Genomic DNA, 17,106 nt, shown 5'->3' with positions numbered 1-17,106 from the left:
AGTTGTTGGGGTGTGAGGAGTTGGCATGGGTCGGCGATGGCCTTGAGGTTCTTCGGGCTGGTCACCTTGGGTGCGCCGTTGCTGGTCGCCGCGCTGCTCTGGCTTCCGGTGGAGGTGGAGGCTAGGCCGGGCGTTGTGCTGGTGCAAGCTGCGAGCCCCAGTCCGGCCACTGCTACAGGAATAATCACTGTTCGTCGCATCGGTGATCTGGTCCCATCAGCTTGCCGGTGGCAGGTTGGACAGGACCATGCCGGCGACCTTCTCGGCGAACGCGCACCGGTCCTTGTACTCCGGCTTGGCGTCCCGACGTACGGTCACAGTACCAAGGAATACCTGGTTGTCGGAGACCCCGACGTAGACACTGCATGCCATGCTGATCTTTCCGGTGCGGAGCCCGGGGTAGCCGCCAACGGTGGTTTCTTCTGAATTCGAGAGGCTGTCGCGATTTGCGTAGACGGTAGACAGGCCCTTGCCCTGTGTCGTGTCAGGTGCCAGAGATACCACCAGGTTGTCATTGTGCCAGGAGCACTTCGCCTCTCCCCACTGTGACTTTTCTTGGCGTGGTTCCCCAGCGCCAATCTCTTGAATTTGTTGGGGTGTGAGGAGTTGGCAGGGGTCGGCGATGGCCTTGAGGTTCTTCGGGGTGGCCACCTTCGGTGCGCCGTCGCCGGTCGCTGCCGTGCTGGTCGCCGCGCTGCTCTGGCTGCCGGTGGAGGTGGAGGTGGAGGCTAGGCCGGGTGTTGTGCTGGTGCAGGCTGCGAGCCCCAGTCCGGCTGCCACTAGAGGGACAATCATGGTTCGCCGCATTGGTTTTGGTTTCGTCAGTTTGCTGGTGGCAGGTTGGTCAGGACCATGCCGGCGACCTTCTCGGCGAACGCGCACCGGTCCTTGTACTCCGGCTTGACATCCTTGAAGACGATTACGTTAGTCAAGAAAACCTGGGTGTCGGAGACTCCTACGTAGATGCTACAAGTCAGGCTTTCCTTGGTCGTGCGCATTCCGGGATGTCCGCCAACAGTGATTTCCTGGGAGCTGGCGTTGCGGTTGGCGTAGACGGTGGACAGGCCTTTGCCCTGTGTGGTGTCCGGCGCCAGATGAATGCTCAGGTTGTCATTTCGCCAGGTGCAGGCTGCTTCGCCCCACTTGGATTTCTCCGAACGCTGGCCGCTGGCGCCGAGTTCTTGGAGTTGTTGGGGTGTGAGGAGTTGGCAGGGGTCGGCGATGGCCTTGAGGTTCTTCGGGTTGGTTACCTTTGGTGCGCCTTCGTTGTTTGGCGTGCTGCTCTGGCTGTCGGTGGAGGTGGAGGCTAGGCCGGGTGTTGTGCTGGTGCAGGCTGCGAGCCCGAGTCCGGCTGCCACTAGAGGGGCAATCATGGTTCGCCGCATTGGTTTCGGTTTCATTAGCTTGCTGGTGGCAGGTTGGACAGGACCATGCCGGCTACCTTCTCGGCGAACGCGCACCGGTCCTTGTACTCCGGCTTGACGTCCCGGAGCACGGTCATGCTGATGGAGAATGTCTGGGTGTCGGATACGCCAACTCCGAGAGCGCACGACCTGCCTTCTTTGTTATACCGAAGGCTTGGGTGTCCGTTGACTGTTGTTTCCTCTGAATCGCTCTTTTTGTTGGCGTAGAGGATGGACAGACCTTGGTTCTGGGTGGTGTCTGGCGCGATGGCCAAATTCAGGTTGTCGTTGCGCCAGGTGCAAGACTCCTCGCCCCAGGGGGACTTTCCGGGGCGCGACTCACTGGCTCCGATTTCCTGAAGTTGTTGGGGTGTGAGGAGTTGGCAGGGGTCGGCGATGGCCTTGAGGTTCTTCGGGTTGGTCACCTTGGGCGCGCCGTTGCCGGTCGCCGCGCTGCTCTGGCTACCGGTGGAGGTGGATGCCTGACCCGGTGTTGTGCTGGTGCAGCCTGCCATCACCATTGCTGCTGCGGCCAGGCAAAGGATCGAGGGCGAGAAGCGTCGCATGTGGGTCACGTTCACATCCGGGAGTTATCGTCGGCCCGTCGGTAAGTTGCGGACATGGCGTCGATCTGGTCGATAATGTCTTGAAGCCGGTCAATCCCATCGTTGATTGCCCTGGATAGTCCCCCTTCGGTGTCCTTTGCCCGTTCGGTGAGGTTCTCAACGGCGCGCCTGCTGACCTCCTCGTTTCCTGGCGCCGGAATGGACTGGAGGAAGTCAGCGTCTTGGCGCATATCAAGGAGTTTGTCGCGGGCAGCTTCGAGGCCGGCGCGGAGGGTGGGGAGTTGGTCGGGGTCGACGGTGAAGGAGGCTTGGTGGACGCCGCCGGAGCCGTCGTTCACCCAGGTTCGGAGGGTGGCCATCATGGAGGTCAGCAGGTCTGTCTGGCCGTTGGTGGTTGGGTTGTTGTCAGGCATGGGTGGTCGCTCCTCCCCGGCGAGCACTGTCCGGTGATGCGCTGCTCATGGTGCACAAAGTGATCAGTTGAGGGATCAAGAACGAGGGAGATCGGTGTCTGCTCACGCCATCCGGATGGTCTCGTCGAGGAGTTCCCGGACCACCCTGGTGAGGAGCGCGTGGTCGGCGGGAGCGATCACCAGGTAGCCACCCCTGCGGTAGAGGGCGCTGCGGCCCTCGGCGGAGTCGAGCACCCGGGTGAACTGCGTGTTCCGGTGGCGTCGCCCGAGGTGGTCACGGGCGGCGGCGCCGAACTTGCCGTAGAGGCGGCGTTCTCCGCCCAGGAGTCGAACCACGGTTCGGGCGTCGTCGGAGGAGATGCCCCGCGAACGCAGACCGCTCAGGACCGCGGCGTCGGAGGCGTTCTCACCGGCCTCGGCCACGGCGGCGTCGAAGTCCGCCTCCGGGATGCTGGTCACCGGCGCGGACGGGCGGGGAACGGCCGGCAGCACGCCGACCAGCGCGTCGATGGTCGAGTACGCGGGGATCGTCTCCAGTCGGACGTAGTCGTCCTGGAGGATCGCGCGGGCGGCGAAGTCGCCCCGCGCGGCGGCGCAGGCGCGGACCTCGGTCCCGGGCGCCGGCGCGAACCGGAGATCCACCTCGGCCGATCCGGCGGTGAAGACCTCCAGGATGGCGTGCAGCTCCTCGTCGAGGACGCTGCCGGTGCGGATGAGGCCCCGCGCCCGCAGGCGATCTTCGGCCTCCTCCAGCGCGCGTTCCGGGTCGGCGGGTAGGGAGCTGTGGTTACGCCAGGTGAACAGCGGGGGAAGCTCGGGCAGGTTCGACGCCTGCCACGCCACACCCAGCTCCACGTAGTCCATCTCGACCAAGGTCACGATCGTGCGCCCCCTACCCCCACAACAGCGTGATCAGATGATCGCGAAGAGTAGCCGAGGGACGGTTACGTCCCAGGCGACGCCCCGCCGGGGCAGGCTCTCACGAAGAGGGCTGGGAGATGGTCATCGTCGCCCTCGTGTCGAACGGGGGCCTGGCCTTGCGCGCGGCGACGGCGCAAGGCCAGCACTCCTCATCCGTTCTTGACGCCTCGAACGAAGGCCGACCACTCACGGTGGGAGAAGGACAGCGCTGGTCCGGTCGGATTCTTGGAGTCTCGGACCCCGACCGCGTCGTCCGTCATCCGTACCTCGACGCACCCGTTGCTCGCCGTGGCGCTGTAGCTGCTCTTGAACCATCCACTGTCACGCACTCTCAATGCTCCTTCATCTTCTTGCTGAATAGCAACTTGCTCTCGTCAGTTGACAGCGCCAGCTTGGAGAGGTGCTGGAACACTCGTGTCATGGGCGCGATGTCCTCAGGCTCTCCGTAGTAGGTGTTCGGCCCGTAGAGGCTGGCGATGAAACCGATCGTTGGGGCACCGTCGAAGTCCAACAAGATCATCCCGCCTCCCAGCGCGGGGTTCCCGGCAGCCTTCGACGGTATGACCTGGACGAGCAGGTCCGGCAGATCTTCGGTGAGTTGAATCAGGTGCGCGGCCTGACCTCGCATCACAGAAGTGCTTCCAACGACGTTGTCCAGCGCGTCTTCTGTGAAAATCACGTGCACGCGCTTTGACTGTCCTGTCTCGAATACTCGTCGTTGGCGTTGGAGGCGGAACTTGATGCGTCGTTCCGTTTCGTCGTCCGATGTTTGCCACCAGAGTCCGTTGCCAACACTGATGATGGCGCGAATATAGTCCGGAGACTGCACCAAGCCGGGGATGATGCCGGCCTCGTAGGCGCTGATGGCTGTGGCGTCCTCTTCCAGATCGGCCAGTCGTTGGAAGGCGTCGGGGAGGACGTCGGTGTAGACCTGCCAGGGCTGGCGGCGGCGTTTGCGGGCCTCGGCGCCCAGGGCCAGCAGGGTGGCGCGTTCGTCGCCGTTGACTCCGTAGAAGTCGAGCAGCTTGCCCAGCTCCTCGACGCTGAGGGTGCCGGTTCCGGTCTCGACCTGGCTGATCCGCGCGCCCGTCCGGCCGATCGCGTTGCCCGCGTCCTGCTGGGACGCCCCGGTTCGGGAGCGCAGTCGGCGCAGCGCGAGCCCGAGCTGACGGCGCTCCACGGTCTGTCGTCCCAGAACCATGGCGGTCTCCTCGATCAGTTGATGATCACTCGATGGGGGCAATGACGAAACCTTGCGCAAGGGATAGCTTCCCTTGCGTAAGGATAACGCCCCGCGATCGGGCGCTCACGCATTGTTCCCGATGGCGGGCGAGCGGATGCAGGGAGGCGTCGTGGTCGGTGGGAGGCCCGTGGAGGCGGGCGTGTACGTGGACATCACCGAGGGGTTCAAGATGCGGCAGCTCGTGACGAAGGAGGGGTTCGTCGAGCTGACGTTCGGGTCGCGCGGCATGTTCTCGGGCGGGCACGACTTCGTGCTGTCGTTCACCGCCGAGGCGTTCCAGGAGCTGCGGGAGCGGTGGCCCGAGCTGCTCAGGGCCGTTGACGAGAAGGCGGCGCGGGTCGCCGCTGGTGAAGTGGGCGACGACGAGGACTAGACACTCCGGCCGGGCCCTGTGTACCCATACGGCACGTCACCGGTCGGGGAAATCGGCCGTCTGGGTACACGGGGCGGGGCAATGGGTGCGGTGGGTCCGGGGTGGATCGTGGTGGGTGGCGAGGCGCTGGTGGACCTGGTCCCGGGTCCCGGGGCCGCGCCCGGCGCGCTGTCCCCGATGACGCCCCTGATGGGCGGTGGCCCGTTCAACGTGGCCGTCGCGCTCGGCCGGCTCGGCGTGCCGACCCGGTTCCTCTCCCGGATCTCCACCGACGCCTTCGGCGAGGCGTTGCTCGACCGGCTCCGCCTGTCCGATGTGGACACCTCACTGGTCCAGCGAGGCGCGGAGCCGACGACGTTGGCCGTGGTGGGCCTGGCCGAGGACGGCTCGGCGCGGTACTCGTTCCACGTCGAGGGCACGGCGGACCGGCTGGTCGCCGACCCCGGGCCGTTGCCCGACGACGTGCGGGCGGTCTCCCTGGGCACGTTGTCCCTGGTCCTCGAACCCGGGGCCAGCGCGTACGAGGCGGTGCTGCGTCGGGAGTCCGCCGCCGGTCGGCTGGTCTCCCTCGATCCCAACGTGCGGCCGGCGCTGGTGCCGGACGCCGACGCCTACCGCGCCCGGTTCCGGTCCTGGCTGCCCGACGTGGGCCTGCTCAAACTGTCCGAGGAGGACGCCCGCTGGCTGGCCGACGGGGCCGACCCGCTGGACGCCGCGCGGGAGTGGCATGGCCTCGGGCCGGCCGCGGTGCTTCTGACCAGGGGCGCGTCCGGCCTCGCGGTGCTCACCGGCGCTGGCGAGCTGGTCGAGGTCCCGGCGCGTCGGGTGACGGTGGTCGACACGATCGGCGCGGGTGACACGGTGCACGGCGCGCTCCTGGCGTGGCTGTCCGATCACGACGCGTTGTCGGCGGAGGCCGTGCGGGGCATGGGCGTCGAGGCGTGGCGGGCCGCGCTCACGTTCGTGGCCCAGGCCGCCGCCGTGACCTGCTCCCGTTCCGGGGCGGAGCCGCCCTTCGCCGCTGAGCTGCGGGAATGACGGTCCACCACGCGGAGGCGAGCACGTCGTCGCCCGCGTCCGGGGGAGGTGACGAACAGCCCAGGAGGGGGGAGGAGGTATCCACCGTGGTCGGTCTGATGCGGATCGCAGCCGGTTGCCCCCTCGGCGTGTGATACCTGTCCCAAGTGCCCTCACCAGCTAACACGGCTGCTGCGCAACGTCGGTTCGGCGGACTAGCGTGAGGGGCTGACAGGACCCCAACGGGGCGGTGCTGCGGTGCGGTCAACCCGACCGGCGAGCGCTCATGTGACCCGTCAGCCGGCGTCGGCACGACGCGCTGACCGGTCGGAGCTTCAGCATCGTCCCGTCCGAGCGTGAGAGGGACCCGAATGCCCGACGCGACGCCCGCTGACCGTACCGTCGCGCTGCGCCACGAGGGCGGCGAGCACGAGATGTCCGTAACGCCGGCCACCGACGGCGCGCCTGGAATCGATCTCGGCAAGCTGCTGGCGAAGACCGGCATGGTGACGCTGGACCCGGGTTTCGTCAACACCGCGTCCTGCTCCTCCGCCATCACCTACATCGACGGTGACGCCGGAATTCTGCGGTACCGCGGCTACCCGATCGAGCAGTTGGCCGAGAGCTCGACCTTCGTCGAGGTCAGCTACCTGCTCATCTACGGCGAGCTGCCGACCCAGGCGGAGCTGGACGACTTCACCGACAAGATCCGCCGTCACACGCTGCTGCACGAGGACCTCAAACGGTTCTTCGACGGCTTCCCGCGTGACGCGCACCCGATGCCGGTCCTGTCCTCGGCGGTGTCCGCGCTGTCGACCTTCTACCAGGACAGCCTGAACCCGTTCGACGACCCGCAGGTCGAGATGTCGACCATCCGCCTGCTGGCCAAGCTGCCCACCATCGCGGCCTACGCCTACAAGAAGTCGGTCGGCCAGCCGTTCCTCTACCCGGACAACTCGCTGGGCCTGGTGGAGAACTTCCTGCGGATGACCTTCGGCTTCCCGGCCGAGCCCTACAAGGTCGACCCGATCCTCACCAAGGCGCTCGACCAGCTCTTCATCCTGCACGCCGACCACGAGCAGAACTGCTCCACGTCGACCGTGCGCCTGGTCGGCTCGTCGCAGGCGAACATGTTCGCCAGCATCTCGGCCGGCATCAACGCCCTGTTCGGCCCGCTGCACGGCGGCGCCAACCAGGCCGTGCTGGAGATGCTGGAGGGCATCCGCGACAGCGGCGGCGACGTCGACACCTTCGTGCGGAAGGTGAAGAACAAGGAGGACGGCGTCAAGCTGATGGGCTTCGGCCACCGGGTCTACAAGAACTACGACCCGCGCGCCGCCATCATCAAGAAGACCGCCGACGAGGTGCTGGGCAAGCTGGGCGGCGACGACCAGCTCCTGGGCATCGCCAAGGCGCTGGAGGAGCGGGCGCTGTCCGACGACTACTTCGTCGAGCGCAAGCTGTACCCGAACGTCGACTTCTACACCGGCCTGATCTACCGCGCGATGGGCTTCCCGACCCGGATGTTCACCGTGCTGTTCGCCCTGGGCCGGCTGCCGGGCTGGATCGCGCACTGGCGCGAGATGATGAAGGACCCGGCCACCAAGATCGGGCGTCCTCGCCAGGTCTACGTCGGCTCGCCCGAGCGCGACTACGTCGCCATCAGCGAGCGCTGACCAGCTCCCACCAACGCTGTCCAGCGCTGACCAGCACCAACCAGCGCTGACCAGCTCGTTCCCGCGCTGACCCGTCCGGGTCACCGCCACGTTCCCGCCCCGGGGAGGCCGCCGACCGGCGGTCCCACCCCGGGGCGGTCGCCGTTGTGGCGCGTCCGCCACCGCAACGGGGTCGCCCGGCGGCGTGACCGGCATGCGGCGCTGGTCGCGCGGCCGTAGCGTCCGGTCGTGGACGCCGCCGCTGTTGTCTGGTTCCGCCGCGACCTGCGTCTCGGCGACCACCCCGCCCTGGCCGCCTCGGCGGCGCGCGCCCGTCGGGTCGTGGCGCTGTTCGTGCTCGACGACGCGTTACTGCGTCCGGCGGGGGCTCCTCGCCGGGCGTTCCTGGCCGGCTGCCTGCGCGCCCTCGACCACGACCTGGGCGGACGGCTGCTCATCACGCGCGGGGACCCGACGCGGGTCGTCCCCAGGGTGGCGACCGAGGTGGGCGCGACAAGCGTCCACGTCAGCGCCGACACCGGACCCCACGGGCGGGAGCGGGACACCGCGGTCGAACGCGCGTTGTCCGGGCTGGGGGTCAAGTTCGTCCGCACCGGCTCGCCCTACGCGGTCACCCCCGGCCGGGTGGTCAACGCCGAGGGGCAGCCGTACCGGATGTTCAGCGCGTTCTACCGGGCGTGGCTGGGCCACGGCTGGCCGGCTCCGGCCGAGGTGGACGCGTCCGACGTGGACTGGGTCGAACCATCCGAAGTGGACATTTCACGCGCGTCGCCGGAGGAGCCGGCGGCCGGCGGGCTCCCCCCTGCCGGCGAGCGGGCGGCCCTCCGGCGTTGGCACGAGTTCCTGGCCGACCGGATCGACGACTACGGCCACGACCGGGACCGTCCCGACCGCGCCGGGACGAGCCGGCTCTCGGCCCACCTGAGGTGGGGCTGCGTCCATCCCCGGACGCTGCTGCACGACCTGGCGGAACGGCCCGGCGCGGGCGCTGCGGCCTTCCGCGCCGAGCTGGCGTGGCGGGAGTTCTTCGCCGACGTGCTGTGGCACCGCCCGGACGTGGCCAGGAACAACTACGACCGGCGGTACGACCGCTACCAGTACGACAGCGGGGCCGACGCGGAGGAGCGCTTCGCCGCATGGACCGAGGGCCGCACGGGATATCCCCTGGTCGACGCGGGCATGCGGCAACTGCTCGCCGAAGGCTGGATGCACAACCGCGTCCGGATGGTCGTGGCCAGCTTCCTCGTCAAGGACCTCCACCTGCCGTGGCGGCGCGGCGCCCGGCACTTCCTGCGGCACCTGGTCGACGCCGACCTGGCGTCCAACCAGATGAACTGGCAGTGGGTGGCGGGCTGCGGCACGGACGCGGCACCCTACTTCCGGGTCTTCAACCCCACCACGCAGGCGCACCGCTACGACCCGGCCGGCGACTACGTCCGCCGGTGGGTGCCGGAACTCCGCGCGGTGCCAGGCAAGCAGGCGCACACGCCCTGGCTCCTGCCCGGCGGCCCGCCCGCGGGTTACCCGCTGCCGATCGTCGATCACGCCGAGGAACGCCGCGTCGCCCTGTCCCGCTTCTCCGCCCTCAGGGACGCGTCCCCCTGACCCTCCGCTGTCAGGTGTTGAACAACCACAGGTGCACGGTGGACTGCGTCTTGTCGGTGCGGTCCACCATGATGTGGCGGGCGACCTTCTGCTTGCGACCCTCGCCTGGGGGCAGGCTGTCCTCGGCCACCACGAGGTCGGCGTTCTCGCCGGGCTCCAGTCCCGGGAGCGTGTGCTGGACGCTCCGGCCCTTCTCCAGCGGCTTGGTGAACTTCGACGCCGCCAACAGGGTGTCCACCGCCTCGGGCGGCATCCGGATGGCGACGACATAGAGCTGGTCGATGCCCTTCACGTCACGGACGCCGAGCACGGTGGCGGAGGGCGGGAGGACGATCCCGCCGAAGGCGAGCGCCTCATCGAAGGTCGCCTGGTCGGTCCGGACGACGATGTTGTCTCGTGAGGTCATCCTGTTCTCCTGGGCGGGACTCCACCACCCGCAGGCGGTCGCGGTCGCCCCGAGGCCGACGGCGAGTGCGAGGGTCCCGATCGTCGTGATGAGGGGGCGTAGGCGCGCCCGGTCAGCGGTTTCTGCTACGTCCATGGGCAACCTATTTCCGTTGTGGGTCGGTGCGGTCGTCTCGGTCGGGAGGAGGCTGGGGTAAGTCGGGCTTCCCGCCCACAGGCGGTACTGGACCCGTGTAGTGCCTTGTTTCCGAAGAGCCGGAGACGTCGTACTCCTGCGCAACACCCGCGCGGTGCATCTCGGCCATTGTCTGGTCGGTGATCACGATGGGGCCGATGCTGGTGCTCTTGCTGCCGTCCCAGTTGTAACGGTCGAAGACGTGCACCTGGTAGTCCATCTCCACCCGTGGCTCGCCACCGGGTCGGTCGGGGGGATGCACTGTCGCCACACCGGTCACCGCGTACTCGACGCCGCCGAGGGCGTAGTACCAGTCCTTGTTGAGTTCCGGCCCGATGTAGAAATCCCTCCAGCCGGAGTTGAACGCGACCGGCTTGCCGTACGTTCCGTTCGCCTCGGCCTCCTCGGCGAGACGACGCATCTGCGCGGCCATCGCCTTGTCGACCTCGGTCCGGAACTCCGGCACGTCGCCGATGATCTCGTCCGGGCTGACCGACATCGGCGTCCCCGAGTTGTCGAGGAAGTGCCAGAGGTGTTTGGCGGCGTGCGTCCAACCCACGCTGTCGGCGAAGACCGCCGCCTTGGCGGCGAGTTCCTTCTTGATCCGTTCGCCGAACCAGTTCTCGGGAGTCGAACCGTGCGCCCCCGCGCCCCTGTCGACCTGGGGACGGGGTGGTGGTCCGGGAATGCCGGGTTTGGCCACGCCCTGGAGCGCGCCCGCGTCGGCGGCGGCGAGCAGGGTCGTGGCGCCGCCGTCGGTGATCCGGCCGTCACGCACCTTCGCGAACACGTCGGTGAGGTCGTGGTCGACCTCGGTGGCCCTGGCGACGATCCGCTGGACCCGGTCCCGCAGTTCGGCCCTGATCCGCTCGCGCTCCCTGCCGATCTCCTCCGCCTGGTCGGCGGGGACCTCGGCGTTCGTGGCGAGGTCGGCGGCGTCGGTGACCACCCCGGCGTCGTCGATGGTGAAGCCGTGCGCCCGCGCCAGCGACTCGGCCTCCGCCACCAGGTGCCCCAGCCCGGTCACGCCGTCGGCGGCGGCCATGACGCCGGTCCGGGCGGCGTTGACCCCGGCCACCAGGTGTTCCATCTCGTCGACCAGTCGGCCGCAGCGGGCGCGGGCGGCGTCGGCGGCCTCCCCGCGCCAGTCGCCCAGCCCGGCCATGTCGTGCAACTCGTCCGCGAGCCCGACCAGGGTGTCGGACCGCTTCCGGAAGAGCTGTTCCGTCTCGTCCAGCGGGCCGTCCCGCCAGCGGCGCACGTCTCCGTAGCTGACCACGGTCACCGCCCCTGGCCCGACGAGAAGTCCTGCTCCGCCGTCCGTTCGTTGTCCGCGTAGAGCCGGGTGGCCTCACGCAGGTCCCGGCCGAACGTGAACACGGCGTCGCTCCAGTCCCTGATCCGCGTGCGCCAGAACTCGGCGAGCGCCCTGGCCGCGTCCGTGGCCTGACTGCCGGGAAGCGCCTCGGCCACCCCGGCCAGGGCCGAGGCCAGGTCGACCACACGCGCCTGCTCACCCGCGCTGACCGCCGCGTCGCCCGCCGACGACACCGCGGGGACCGCGATCTCGAATCCGCTCACCTGGTCCTCCCCTCGACGGCAGGAGCGGGTAAGCAAGATCCCACCCCTGCTCAGGTGGAGATCAACCGAAACGCGACGTCACCACTCCTGTGGGGGATCGGTGTCATCGGGGTTGCCCGGGTGCTCGGCCACCCGGGGCCGAGACGTTCTGGTGACTCGGGGGGCGGAACGACGAGTGGCCCGCCCCCGGACGGGAACGGGCCACTCGCGAGGCGGGCCGCCTCACTCGGTGCGGAGCGCCTCGCGCAGCTTGACGCGACCACCGGTGCGCAGCACGGCGTTGGCGTAGATCCGGCCGCCGAGCCAGGCGATCCCGACCACGGCCAGCACGGTCAACCCCACCGACAGCGCGATCTGCCAGGCCGGGGCCACGCCGAGCGCGATCCGGCTCGGCATGAGCACCGGGCCGAACGGCGGGATGAGCGACAGCACCTCGACGAGCTTGTTCCCCGGGTTCCGCAACAGCGTGAACCCGACGAAGAACGACACCATCAGCAGCATCAGCACCGGGGTGAGGACGCTGCCCAGCTCCTCCTGCCGCGACACCAGGGCGGCGCTGGCCGCGAGGATCATCGCGTAGAGGAAGAAGCCGATCAGGTACCAGCCCAGCACCGAGGCCAGCGTGCCCACGGCCGCGTCGGGCAGGGTGAGCACGTCCGCGCCGATCGCCGCGCCCAGCGCCACCCCGCCGATGATCACGAGCTGGACCAGGCCGACGAGCCCGATGCCGAGCACCTTGCCGACCATGAGCTGCCACGGCCGCACCGTGGAGAGCAGGATCTCCACCACCCGGCTGGACTTCTCCTCGACCACGCCCTGGGCGACCATGCTCCCGAACGTCTGCACCGAGAAGAACAGCAGGAAGAGGCTGGCGAAGGCCAGGACCTTGCGCTGGTCCTGCTGCGGGTCGGGGACCTCCAGCGTGGAGACGGTGACCCGCGCGTTGGCCACCTCGCGGTTGACGTCGACGGGGTTCAGCCCCGCCTCGGCCAGCCGCGCGTCCAGCGCCTGCTGGCGGGTGAGCCCGTCGAGGGCCGCGCGCAGCTCGTCGCTGATCTCCTTCTGCACGACCACCTTCAGCGCGCCGGGCGCGCCCACGACCAACGCGTCGAGGTCGCCGTCGCGCACCATGCGCTCACCGGTCGCGGGGTCGGAGACGGACTGCGTGTCGACCTCCTTGCCCATCGCCTTGGACGCGGTCTTCAGCGGCTCCGCCACGGCGGTGGCCTGGCCGGTCAGACCGACGTTGACGTGCGAGGAGCTGCTCCCCATGAAGTACATGAAGCCGACGTAGGCCGCGATGACGGCGATCGTGATGATCGTGCCGATGACGAACGACCGCGACCGCAGCCGGGTGCGGAGTTCGCGGCGCGCCACGAGCATGACGCCGCGGGCGGGGGAGAGCGCCGTGCTGCCGGACGGCGAAGTCGGCGCTGTCATGCGGCGGCCTCCTCGGTGACGACGTTGCGGAACAGTTCGGTGAGCGAGGGCCGGTGCGGCGCGAACTCCCGCACGCGACCGGCGGCGACCGCGGCGCGGAGCACCTCCTGGTCGTCGACGCCCCGCTCCAGCTCCAGCACGGCCCGGGAACCCTGCCGCTCGACCACGCGCACACCGCTGAGCGCGTCGACCCAGCCGTACCCGGCGCCGTCCACGTCGACCATGACCCGCTCCGTGCCGCCGGAACGCAGCTCGGCGACGGTGCCACAGGCCACCATGTGTCCACTTCGGACAATCCCGACGCGGTCGCACAGCCGCTCGACCAGCTCAAGCTGGTGGCTGGAGAAGACCACGGGCACACCCTCGGCGCACTTCTCCCGCAGCACCTGGCTCATCACGTCCACCGCCACCGGGTCGAGGCCGGAGAAGGGCTCGTCGAGCACCAGCACCTCGGGGTCGTGCACGAGCGCGGCGGCGAGCTGCACCCGCTGCTGGTTGCCCAGGCTGAGCTTCTGCACCTCCTCGTCGCGCTTCTCCGTCAACCCGAGGCGCTCGATCCACACGTCGGCGGCGCGCCGCGCGGCGGCGCTCCCGCTGCCGTGCAGTTCCGCCAGGTAGGCGAGCTGCTCGGCGACCTTCATCTTCGGATAGAGGCCGCGTTCCTCCGGCATGTACCCGATGCGACGCCGCGTCTCGAACGTGATGGGGGAGCCGTTCCACCGCACCTCGCCGGAGTCGGCGGCGAGCACGCCGAGCGCGATGCGCATCGTCGTGGTCTTGCCGGCCCCGTTGCTGCCCACGAACCCGAACATCTCCCCGGCGCGCACCTCGAAGCTCATGTCCCGCAGAGCCACGACGTCGCCGTAGCGCTTGGAGATCCGGTCGATCTCCAACAGCGCCTCAGGCACGGACATCCCCTCCTCGTTCCTCATCCGCCACGGCGCGCGCGTCGGCCGTGGCTCCCCAGTCCTCGGGCTCATCGTCCGGCAGGTTCCACGCCGCCAACAGCGTGGGCAGGGAGCCGGTGAGCCCGATCACGGGCGGCAGGGCGCCCGTCAGTCGCCAGCCGAGGTCCGGCGTGGCGGAGTTGGCCACGGCCACCATGAACACCAGGCCCAGCACGGCCATCGCGATCTGGAAGCTGGCGTAGGCGTACCGACCCCTGAGCGCGAGTTCGCGCTCGTCGAGCAGGGCGGCGTGCCGCTCGCCCACGGAGTGCGTGAGCACCCGCAGCAGGATCATCGCCCCCGCGAACGCGAGCATCGCGGCGAGGAACAGCGCCGTCCGGACGACGTCCAGGTCACCGGCGCCGTACAGGTCCCAGCCGACGACCGTCATCGCCAGGCCCCACCCGACGAGGGCGACCGCCAGCAGGCGGCGGCGCGCCCGGGTCCGCCAGCGCGGCAGCACCCGCGCCTCGCGCCGCGCGAGCGCCTCGGCCTGCCGGAGGTACTCGCCGCGGAAGCGGGTGGTCCAGTTGGTGACGCCGGCCATCGCCCCTCCTCACGTCCGTGTCTGGCCGCGGTGTCCTGTGGGCGAGCCGGACCGCACGACGCGAGTTTGGACGGGCGTCACGGGCTGGTCTCACTGTCCCCCAGGAGGCCGACCGGGCGTCGTGCGCGATCACCCTGCGGAAGTGTTGCAAAAACCCAACACTCAGACAAGTTGCTTCGCGTTCGAGATCGTGAGGGGGTGAGGTGGGGTCAGGCGAGCACGCCGGCGAGCGTGCGGTCCACCAGGTCGGCCACGGCCGGCAGGGCGGCGGCGCGGTCGGCCGGCACGAGGCCGAGGCGGGTGCGCCGGTCGAGCACGTCGTCGACGTCCAACGCGCCCTCGTGGCGGACCGCCCAGACCACCTCGGCGGCGTTGACCGACATCCCCGGCGCGACCGGCTCGGCCAGGGCCGGGTCCAGCTCGGCGAGCGCGGCGACCCGCACCGACTCCGCGCCGTACCGGCCGACGAGGTGCTCTGGCACGTCCAAAGTGGACAGACGAGACCGGGGGGCGGCGCCCACGAGCGGCACGTCCCTGGTGCGGGAGGGACCCGTGGGCAGGGAGCGGGCGGCGACGGCGGCGTCCACCGCGTCGGCCGCCATCCTCCGGTACGTGGTGAGCTTCCCGCCGACGACCGTCACGACGCCGTCCCGCGACGTCAGCACCGCGTGCCTGCGCGAGAGGTCCGCCGTCCGCCCCGCGCCGCCGTGCAGCAGGGGGCGCAGCCCCGCGAACGAGCCGAGCACGTCGGCGCGGGTGAGCCGGTGGGCGAGCACGGCGGACGCCGCGTGGAGCAGGAAGTCCACATCGGACTCCGGAGCCTCGGGGACGTCGGGGACCGGTCCCTCCACCGGCTCGTCGGTCAGCCCCACGTACACCCGCCCGTCCGGCTGCGGGAGCAGGAACACGAAACGGTTGGCCTGACCGGGAACCGGGGCCATCACCGAGGCGCCCACGACACCGGCCGCGCGCGCGTCGACCACGAGATGGGAACCGCGCGAGGGGCGCAGGCGCACCCCGGGGACGAGCCGGTCGGCCCACACGCCGGTCGCGTTCACCACGGCGCGGGCGCGCACCGCGAACCGCCGTCCGGTGCGGCCGTCCTCCGCCTCGGCGCCGTCGCCGGTCAGCTCCACCACCCTGGCCCTGGTGATGATCCGCGCGCCGAACCCGGCCGCCGTCCTGGCCAGCGCGACCACCAGCCGCGCGTCGTCCACGAGCTGACCGTCGAAGGACAGCAGACCGCCGCGCAGCCGCGCCTTCCGCAGACCGGGCGCGAGCGCCAACGCCTCGGCGGTCGGGACCCGGCGCGGCGCCGGCAGCACCGACCCCGGCGTCCTGGCGACCCGGCGCAACGCGTCGCCCGCGTGGAGCCCGGCCCAGATCATGGCCTCGCTCCTCCGGTCCAGCTCGGGGAGCAGCGGCACGAGCTGGGGCAGGGCCCGCACCAGGTGGGGAGCGGTCCTGGTCATCAGCACGCCGCGCTCCACCGCGCTCTCGTGCGCGAGCGCGACGTCGCCCTGCGCCAGGTACCGCAACCCGCCGTGCACGAGCTTGCTCGACCACCGCGAGGTGCCGAACGCCAGGTCCTCGGCCTCCAGCAGGGCGACGCTCAGGCCGCGGGACGCCGCGTCCAACGCGACGCCGGCCCCGGTCACCCCGCCGCCGACCACGAGCAGGTCGACGAGTTCGCCACCGGCCAACGCGTCCAGCTCGGCGGCGCGGCGCGCCGCGTTGAGCGAGGTGGCGCGCAGGGAACCGGCGGGCAGCGGAATGGTCATGACGCGCTCTCCTCGTGTGGGGCGGGACCGGGGCGCAGCGCGGCGTCCAACTGGTGCGCCAGCTCGGCGAACAGCGACTCCAGGGCGATCCCGTCGGAGCAGGCCGGGCGCAGCGAGAGCACCACCGACTGCGTGGTGAGGAAGAGCAGGCGGGCCTGGGTGGTGGCGTCGCCCGCGCGCACCGAGCCGTCGACGTGCCCGGCCACCACCTGCTCCCGCAGGAACTGCTCGGCCAGTCGCTGCGTGCTGCCGATCCGTTCGACGACGTAGGGCAGCAGCAGCTCGGGGTCGACGTCGAGCACGATCCGCAGCAGCGGGTTGTGCGCGAGCAGCCGCACCGCGCCCACGGCCCCGGCCACCAACCGCTCCCGCGCCGACGCGGTCGTGGACACCCCGCTGGCCGCCTGGCCGAGCAGGAGGCCGAACTCCCTGGTCATCAGCTTCGCGACGAGCGTGCGGATGTCGGGGTACCGGCGGTAGAGGGTCATCCGGCTGACCCCGGCGCGCCGGGCCACGTCGGTCAGCGTCGTGCGGCGCACGCCCACCGCGAGCACGCACTCCCTCGCCGCGTCGAGCAGCGTGTCGTCGTCGACCCGGTTGGGTGGAACGCGCGGGGCCGGGGAACCCGTGGCGGGGACCGGCTGCTCGGCCACGAGCGGGGGACCGACGACGGGGCCATCAACAGGGTCGGCGACGGGACTGACGACGGGATCGACGGCGACGGGATCGACGGCGACGGGATCGACGGCGACGGGATCGACGGCGACGGGATCGACGGCGACGGGATCGACGGCGACGGGATCAACACTGTGACGCTGAGACGTCATGTGTCACACTGTAGCGGTGACCGAGGCCATCGACCACACCGTCCGGGGGAGCTGGACTCCCGCCGGCGGCGCGCGGTCCCCCCTGCCCGCCCACGCCCTCCGCTGGCTGCGCGCCAGGACCGGACTGGAGGAGGGCAGCACCCCGGCCGGACCCTCGTCCGTGCTGCCCGTCGCCGAGTCCGCGCT

19 protein-coding genes are annotated in these 17,106 nt (G+C 70.1%); 4 read left to right on the top strand and 15 right to left on the bottom strand.

Annotated elements, in window-relative coordinates:
• Positions 1-216: 216 nt before the first annotated feature.
• The 7 genes from LX15_RS31045 to LX15_RS31015 form a co-directional block, all read right to left on the bottom strand.
• Positions 217-780 carry a DUF3558 domain-containing protein gene (locus tag LX15_RS31045; protein WP_253674657.1) on the bottom strand — a complete coding sequence of 188 codons (564 nt, stop codon included), beginning with the start codon at positions 778-780 and terminating at the stop codon, positions 217-219.
• Between the two features lie 41 nt (positions 781-821).
• Positions 822-1,358 (bottom strand): DUF3558 domain-containing protein, encoded by a 537-nt coding sequence (locus LX15_RS31040; RefSeq protein ID WP_253674656.1) that lies wholly within the window; start codon positions 1,356-1,358, stop codon positions 822-824.
• Positions 1,359-1,399: 41 nt separating this feature from the next.
• A complete protein-coding gene (locus tag LX15_RS31035; RefSeq protein ID WP_253674655.1) occupies positions 1,400-1,969 on the bottom strand; it encodes a DUF3558 domain-containing protein in 570 nt (189 codons plus the stop codon).
• Between the two features lie 11 nt (positions 1,970-1,980).
• Entirely contained in the window at positions 1,981-2,382 is a 402-nt protein-coding gene (locus LX15_RS31030) for a hypothetical protein (protein WP_253674653.1), read from the bottom strand.
• Positions 2,383-2,484: 102 nt separating this feature from the next.
• A complete protein-coding gene (locus tag LX15_RS31025) occupies positions 2,485-3,261 on the bottom strand; it encodes an ESX secretion-associated protein EspG (RefSeq protein WP_253674651.1) in 777 nt (258 codons plus the stop codon).
• 191 nt (positions 3,262-3,452) lie between these two features.
• Positions 3,453-3,563: a DUF397 domain-containing protein gene (locus LX15_RS33755; protein WP_372502828.1), complete on the bottom strand. Its 111-nt coding sequence runs from the start codon at positions 3,561-3,563 to the stop codon at positions 3,453-3,455.
• A gap of 71 nt (positions 3,564-3,634) precedes the next feature.
• A complete protein-coding gene (locus LX15_RS31015; RefSeq protein WP_253674647.1) occupies positions 3,635-4,504 on the bottom strand; it encodes a helix-turn-helix domain-containing protein in 870 nt (289 codons plus the stop codon).
• A 151-nt stretch (positions 4,505-4,655) separates the two neighbouring features.
• On the opposite strand from LX15_RS31015, the gene LX15_RS31010 reads away from it, so the two are divergent.
• The 4 genes from LX15_RS31010 to LX15_RS30995 all read left to right on the top strand — a co-directional run bounded on the left by LX15_RS31010 (position 4,656) and on the right by LX15_RS30995 (position 9,217).
• Positions 4,656-4,919, top strand: a complete 264-nt coding sequence (locus LX15_RS31010) for a hypothetical protein (RefSeq protein ID WP_253674645.1) — start codon at positions 4,656-4,658, stop codon at positions 4,917-4,919.
• 81 nt (positions 4,920-5,000) lie between these two features.
• Positions 5,001-5,957 carry a carbohydrate kinase family protein gene (locus tag LX15_RS31005; protein WP_253674643.1) on the top strand — a complete coding sequence of 319 codons (957 nt, stop codon included), beginning with the start codon at positions 5,001-5,003 and terminating at the stop codon, positions 5,955-5,957.
• Between the two features lie 350 nt (positions 5,958-6,307).
• Entirely contained in the window at positions 6,308-7,612 is a 1,305-nt protein-coding gene (locus LX15_RS31000) for a citrate synthase (protein WP_253674660.1), read from the top strand.
• 228 nt (positions 7,613-7,840) lie between these two features.
• Positions 7,841-9,217, top strand: coding sequence for a cryptochrome/photolyase family protein (locus LX15_RS30995; protein ID WP_253674641.1), 1,377 nt, complete (start codon positions 7,841-7,843; stop codon positions 9,215-9,217).
• Positions 9,218-9,227: 10 nt separating this feature from the next.
• Here the strand turns inward: LX15_RS30995 and LX15_RS30990 are convergent, their stop codons facing one another.
• The 8 genes from LX15_RS30990 to LX15_RS30955 form a co-directional block, all read right to left on the bottom strand.
• The gene (locus LX15_RS30990; RefSeq protein WP_253674639.1) at positions 9,228-9,623 is read right to left on the bottom strand and encodes a hypothetical protein; all 396 of its coding nucleotides are present in this window, start codon (positions 9,621-9,623) and stop codon (positions 9,228-9,230) included.
• A gap of 142 nt (positions 9,624-9,765) precedes the next feature.
• Positions 9,766-11,076: a WXG100 family type VII secretion target gene (locus LX15_RS30985; RefSeq protein ID WP_253674638.1), complete on the bottom strand. Its 1,311-nt coding sequence runs from the start codon at positions 11,074-11,076 to the stop codon at positions 9,766-9,768.
• Between the two features lie 2 nt (positions 11,077-11,078).
• The gene (locus tag LX15_RS30980) at positions 11,079-11,378 is read right to left on the bottom strand and encodes a hypothetical protein (protein ID WP_253674637.1); all 300 of its coding nucleotides are present in this window, start codon (positions 11,376-11,378) and stop codon (positions 11,079-11,081) included.
• 222 nt (positions 11,379-11,600) lie between these two features.
• The gene (locus tag LX15_RS30975) at positions 11,601-12,818 is read right to left on the bottom strand and encodes an ABC transporter permease (protein ID WP_253674636.1); all 1,218 of its coding nucleotides are present in this window, start codon (positions 12,816-12,818) and stop codon (positions 11,601-11,603) included.
• Positions 12,815-13,732 (bottom strand): ABC transporter ATP-binding protein, encoded by a 918-nt coding sequence (locus LX15_RS30970; RefSeq protein WP_253674635.1) that lies wholly within the window; start codon positions 13,730-13,732, stop codon positions 12,815-12,817. The genes LX15_RS30975 and LX15_RS30970 overlap by 4 nt, the downstream gene beginning before the upstream one ends.
• Positions 13,719-14,312 (bottom strand): hypothetical protein, encoded by a 594-nt coding sequence (locus tag LX15_RS30965; RefSeq protein ID WP_253674634.1) that lies wholly within the window; start codon positions 14,310-14,312, stop codon positions 13,719-13,721. Before LX15_RS30965 ends, LX15_RS30970 begins: the two co-directional genes overlap by 14 nt.
• A 209-nt stretch (positions 14,313-14,521) precedes the next feature.
• Positions 14,522-16,093 (bottom strand): glycerol-3-phosphate dehydrogenase/oxidase, encoded by a 1,572-nt coding sequence (locus LX15_RS30960; RefSeq protein ID WP_372502827.1) that lies wholly within the window; start codon positions 16,091-16,093, stop codon positions 14,522-14,524.
• Entirely contained in the window at positions 16,090-16,920 is an 831-nt protein-coding gene (locus LX15_RS30955; RefSeq protein WP_308213547.1) for a TetR/AcrR family transcriptional regulator, read from the bottom strand. Before LX15_RS30955 ends, LX15_RS30960 begins: the two co-directional genes overlap by 4 nt.
• Positions 16,921-17,106 lie beyond the last annotated feature (186 nt).

It is taken from the genome of Streptoalloteichus tenebrarius (assembly GCF_024171885.1).
GTDB classification, from domain to species: domain Bacteria; phylum Actinomycetota; class Actinomycetes; order Mycobacteriales; family Pseudonocardiaceae; genus Streptoalloteichus; species Streptoalloteichus tenebrarius.
This window is presented reverse-complemented; position numbering and strand designations above follow the sequence as displayed.

Coding starts and splice junctions, on each gene's coding strand:
- LX15_RS31035 (WP_253674655.1), bottom strand. CDS start 1,969: ATGCGACGCTTCTCGCCCTCGATCCTTTGCCTGGCCGCAGCAGCAATG.
- LX15_RS31030 (WP_253674653.1), bottom strand. CDS start 2,382: ATGCCTGACAACAACCCAACCACCAACGGCCAGACAGACCTGCTGACC.
- LX15_RS33755 (WP_372502828.1), bottom strand. CDS start 3,563: ATGACGGACGACGCGGTCGGGGTCCGAGACTCCAAGAATCCGACCGGA.
- LX15_RS31015 (WP_253674647.1), bottom strand. CDS start 4,504: ATGGTTCTGGGACGACAGACCGTGGAGCGCCGTCAGCTCGGGCTCGCG.
- LX15_RS31005 (WP_253674643.1), top strand. CDS start 5,001: ATGGGTGCGGTGGGTCCGGGGTGGATCGTGGTGGGTGGCGAGGCGCTG.
- LX15_RS31000 (WP_253674660.1), top strand. CDS start 6,308: ATGCCCGACGCGACGCCCGCTGACCGTACCGTCGCGCTGCGCCACGAG.
- LX15_RS30990 (WP_253674639.1), bottom strand. CDS start 9,623: ATGACCTCACGAGACAACATCGTCGTCCGGACCGACCAGGCGACCTTC.
- LX15_RS30975 (WP_253674636.1), bottom strand. CDS start 12,818: ATGACAGCGCCGACTTCGCCGTCCGGCAGCACGGCGCTCTCCCCCGCC.
- LX15_RS30970 (WP_253674635.1), bottom strand. CDS start 13,732: ATGTCCGTGCCTGAGGCGCTGTTGGAGATCGACCGGATCTCCAAGCGC.
- LX15_RS30965 (WP_253674634.1), bottom strand. CDS start 14,312: ATGGCCGGCGTCACCAACTGGACCACCCGCTTCCGCGGCGAGTACCTC.
- LX15_RS30960 (WP_372502827.1), bottom strand. CDS start 16,093: ATGACCATTCCGCTGCCCGCCGGTTCCCTGCGCGCCACCTCGCTCAAC.
- LX15_RS30955 (WP_308213547.1), bottom strand. CDS start 16,920: ATGACGTCTCAGCGTCACAGTGTTGATCCCGTCGCCGTCGATCCCGTC.